We start from the raw sequence: 4,133 nt of genomic DNA, 5'->3' as shown, positions 1-4,133 counted from the left end.
GGAGTAGGGAGTAGGGAGTAGGGAGTAGGGAGTAGGGAGTAGGGAGTAGGGAGTAGGGAGTAGGGAGTAGGGAGTAGGGAGTAGGGAGTAGGGAGTAGGGAGTAGGGAGTAGGGAGTAGGGAGTAGGCAAGAGGCAAGAGGAACCCACCCCTAACCCCTCCCAGGAGGGGAAGGCAATAGGCAATAGGCAATAGGCAATAGGCAATAGGCAAGAGGCAATAGGCAATAGGCAAGAGGGAAAAAAGAATGTGTACCTCATAGCTATGATAAACGCTATATAAATAGGTTATGAACAATCTTGCTGATTTCTCATAACACCAAAAAATCCTCCAAGCTCTTTCATACTGCTCCCTGCTCCCTGCTCCCTGCTCCCTGTTCCCTGTTCCCTGTTCCCTGTTCCCTGTTCCCTAAAACCCATAAAATTGTACCTCATGAGTTTGATAATTGCTATATATGTTGCAGATTTTGTTGGAGTTGGGACAAACTAAATTGAGAGAGATTTGTGGAGTTTTGAGCAAAATACTGCAATTGTTGAGGGTGATTAAGACACCATTGCAAGGTTTGAGAAATCGCTTCTCCTGAAACCTCTGGTAAGATCAAACCATTCTCTTGATCTTTCACCACTTCTCCACAATATCGGGACACTATCAGGGGTAATTTCCAAGCTTGAGCTTCTAGTTGAGTTAAACCAAAGCCATCGGAAAGGGTAGGGAAGAGAAATACATCTGCTTGTTGATAATACTGGCTGGTGGCACTGCGAGGAACGGAACCAATCCAGCGCACATTTGGCAAGTTTTGTTGGGCTGGGGTGAGGGTAATCCCTACGGATCCTACAATCTGAAATTCAATGGGTTCGTTTTGTAATAATCTAGCTGCTTCCAGCAGGGGAAAGATACCTTTACGTAGGATAACTTGTCCGAGGAATAGCACTCTGAGGGGACGCTGAGGGGAAAAGTGTTCTGGATAGGTGCGCACAAACCCTTGAGATTGGGTAGGTGCTTGGTAAGCTAAGGGAATTACGGCAATTTTCTCTGAGGGTACCCCAACTTGTTGTAGGGCTTGGCTAGACCAGGTGGAGTTAACTAAAATCCGGTCTGCCAAATGACATTCTTTTTGCCAGTTAGTCCAATAGTCTGGGGGTGCTGGTTGCCAGGTTGATTGATAATGGGGATATTGGCGGTGGGCTTGGGCAACAATTTTTTCTTCGACAATTCCTGGATCTATTTGTCCGAGGACAGTGCGCCACCCTTGAGCTTTGGCAAATTGTAATAGATCTAAGGCTGCGTAGCTGTAAGTAAAGAGGATGGGAGGTTTATTAAATTTTGGAGCAATTTTTGCCAGATAGTTGACAGCTTTTTCTTGAAACCAGTGATTACGGGCAATGATTTGCTCCCAGCCACGCACTTTTTGCAGACGTTGCTGGATTTCTAGTTGAATTAAGGAATTGGTAAAGGCGTGAGTGGATGCTTGAGCAAGATCTGGGTGGAAGCGATCGCGTAAACTGGTGAGCAGGTTTTTGGGTAGATAGTTGAGGGGGGAGTGGGGAGTAATCCAGGCGTCTGTGATGAGGTGAGATAGGTTACCCTGTTGATGTAGGGATCTGGGGATTGCATAATGTTCTCTTGCTCCAATTTGACAGCAGATCCACTGATGAGGTTGTTTAAACACAATTATTCAGATAAAAAAAATTTATAATTGCAAATTACAGCGTTTTTGATAACTATTAGGTGCGCTTTCCGCATTAAGAATTAAATTCGCCACGGGTCGCACCTGAGGTACACAGGATTTTTTCCCTGTTCCCTGTTCCCTGTTCCCTGTTCCCTGTTCCCTGTTCCCTGTTTCCTAAAACCCAGGAATCTGTACCTCACCCAATTGAAAACCGCTATATTATGACGAGATCCAGTCTTCAGAATCTTCGTAGCCTAGTTTAATTAATAAATCTCCTGCTTCTTGATGGAAAAATGCCCGATCGCTTTCTGTAAAAACTTCTCGCCATTTCTCTACTTTTTGGTTACGATAACAACCAAGAATTGCTGTGCTTTCTGAATTTCGGCTAGCAACTCGCATCCATCGACTATGCCAAAGACCTTTGAGACGCTGTGGTAAAAGAGGCTCCACATAAAGTGGTGTCAGGTTTAAATCAGCGCTAATCTTAGATAATATCTGGTCGGGAGTGTGAACAATATCTTCAAATCTCAAAATTCTAGCATTGGATTGATTTAGCCAAATTTCCACATGCTTTGCCCACTGTTTAACACGGCTATTACCTCTAACTTCTTGGCGCATGAATTCATTAATTGGACAGCGTGTAGCAGGATTGTAAGACTGCATGAATAAGTGTAGGGAACAGATAACATCACGTCCATCTCTAATGATGTAGTAAATATCTCCTTGTTGCTTTAACCACTCCACCCACAAAGGCTTATCTTTACCTAAATAAGCAAAACTAGGACTCGCATGAGTCTTAATAATAGGTCTTTCTGGTCTATTGAGAATTTGTAAGGCTATCTCTTCTCTAAGTGGCTTACCTCCCCAACTTGCGAAAGATTCTAGAGCAAAGTATAGTCGGTCGAGGGGTTCACCTCGTTTCTTCCAAGACTGGCATTCCTTAAACTGTTTGCGAAACAAATCAATGGTTAGATGTGTTCCTGAGCGCGCGTGGCTGGCGATAATAATTGGTTTACCTATACCACTAAATTAATTCATACAATTCGCTTGCTTAAAATCAAATTTTTAGTAAAGTGTTTGTTTATGTTATATTGCATTAGCTAAAGGGTAAAACTTGCCAGTTATTAAACATTTCTACAGACATTGTTATTCTATAATATTTATACCGTTGTAATTCCATTAGTCCAGCTAATTCACCTTGTATTTGTCCCATGCGACCAACTTTGATGGAATGAATAATTCTAGATATTAAAGTACGGCTTTGCTTAATTAACTTCAACTCATTAGGTACAAACCAATCATTCCATAGAACGTTATTCCTTGCACCGTAGAAATCCATTCGATGCCAGTTTCGCCCTTGATTCGAGGCAGTATGATGAATTTCAAAGCTAGGAAAATGGTAGCAATGCAGTCCTTCTTGAAAAGCTCTAGCAGCTATTTCCATTTCCTCACCTTGATGGATTAATTCTTCACGATATCCCCCGAGCTTCAAAAAATTTTCTATATGGAGTAAATGACCGCAGCCAATAAAGGATTTGACTTGATACGGTATTTGCTTAATTGAACTACTTTGATAATGTCCTAGAACTGGGTTGTAAATTGGAAAACTTACACATAGTAAATCTTGACGAGATTCTGCAAATTCAACAGCAGCTTGTAAAGAACCAGATACAGGGTAAGAATCATCATCAAGGCTTAGGTAGTATTTGGTCTGGATTGTCTGCGCTAATTGATTACGGCGAACAATTAATCCATGAGAGTTAATAAACCGCTTAAATTTGATGTTGAGTTTCAATTGCTCAATATCAAACGGACAGGGAAGATCAGAAGCATCATCAAAAATAATAATTGGTATTGATTCAAAGCTATTTTTATCAAGTTTTTCTAAGGTTATTTCCAAGTCTTGCCAGCGATTTTTTGTGGCAATTCCAACTGATACCAATTTTGATAAATCTTGACCCATAATTATTAACGTTTAGAAAAGGTTGCTTATTCAGCTAAGGAGAACTCCTGGCAAGGTTTGTTTCGCTGTTTAATTACTTTTGCAGGAACTCCCACTGCAACAACATTGGCTGGTAAATCTTTAGTTACCACAATATAAAAAAATTACTAAGTACTTAGTAATTAAGACCAAATTTTCGTTTCATGTAGGATTCGTTTTATTAGACGTATCCAAGGTTTCTCCAAATGCTGTGGTAGTTTTGCCTCATCTATTTTGAGTGAACTGTATCCGTCATCATAGTGACATTCTTCCCGATTTACTATTTTTGCTTTCCAATCTAATTCTTTGGCATGATCCCACCCCTGAAAGCCTTTTGCTCGATTATCTCGTCTAATATCTAGCCGCATCTGAATTTGAAGGGGGGAACGGTAAGGGTAATGTTTAAAAACAATACGTTCAGTATGAACCAAACCAGGGTGTCGCGGCCAAGCCCAGTCAGTAGACCACACTAGTTGCTTGCGGA

General features: G+C 41.3%; 6 protein-coding genes. 1 reads left to right on the top strand and 5 read right to left on the bottom strand.

Annotated features, from left to right (window positions below; genetic code table 11):
• On the bottom strand, positions 1 to 259 hold a 259-nt coding region (locus F6K57_RS38295), incomplete at its 3' end, for a hypothetical protein (RefSeq protein ID WP_293073729.1).
• A gap of 39 nt (positions 260 to 298) precedes the next feature.
• Here F6K57_RS38295 and F6K57_RS38290 point away from each other — a divergent pair.
• Positions 299 to 493 (top strand): hypothetical protein, encoded by a 195-nt coding sequence (locus F6K57_RS38290; RefSeq protein ID WP_293073726.1) that lies wholly within the window; start codon positions 299 to 301, stop codon positions 491 to 493.
• On the opposite strand, the gene F6K57_RS38285 is transcribed toward F6K57_RS38290, so the two are convergent.
• The 4 genes from F6K57_RS38285 to F6K57_RS38270 form a co-directional block, all read right to left on the bottom strand.
• Complete coding sequence (locus tag F6K57_RS38285; RefSeq protein ID WP_293073723.1) at positions 448 to 1,668, bottom strand: glycosyltransferase family 4 protein; 1,221 nt, start codon at positions 1,666 to 1,668, stop codon at positions 448 to 450. The two genes, F6K57_RS38290 and F6K57_RS38285, sit on opposite strands and share 46 nt — an antisense overlap.
• A gap of 219 nt (positions 1,669 to 1,887) precedes the next feature.
• Positions 1,888 to 2,670: a sulfotransferase domain-containing protein gene (locus F6K57_RS38280; RefSeq protein ID WP_293073732.1), complete on the bottom strand. Its 783-nt coding sequence runs from the start codon at positions 2,668 to 2,670 to the stop codon at positions 1,888 to 1,890.
• Between the two features lie 94 nt (positions 2,671 to 2,764).
• On the bottom strand, positions 2,765 to 3,631 hold the full coding sequence (locus F6K57_RS38275; RefSeq protein ID WP_293073720.1) for a glycosyltransferase family A protein: 867 nt from the start codon (positions 3,629 to 3,631) through the stop codon (positions 2,765 to 2,767).
• 161 nt (positions 3,632 to 3,792) lie between these two features.
• Positions 3,793 to 4,133: hypothetical protein (locus F6K57_RS38270; RefSeq protein ID WP_293073717.1), on the bottom strand; the 341-nt coding region annotated here is incomplete at its 5' end.

Source organism: Moorena sp. SIO4A5, from assembly GCF_010672005.1.
In the GTDB taxonomy this organism is placed as follows: domain Bacteria; phylum Cyanobacteriota; class Cyanobacteriia; order Cyanobacteriales; family Coleofasciculaceae; genus Moorena.
Note: the sequence above shows the minus strand (reverse complement) of the source record. Positions and strands in the feature narration are given on the sequence as shown.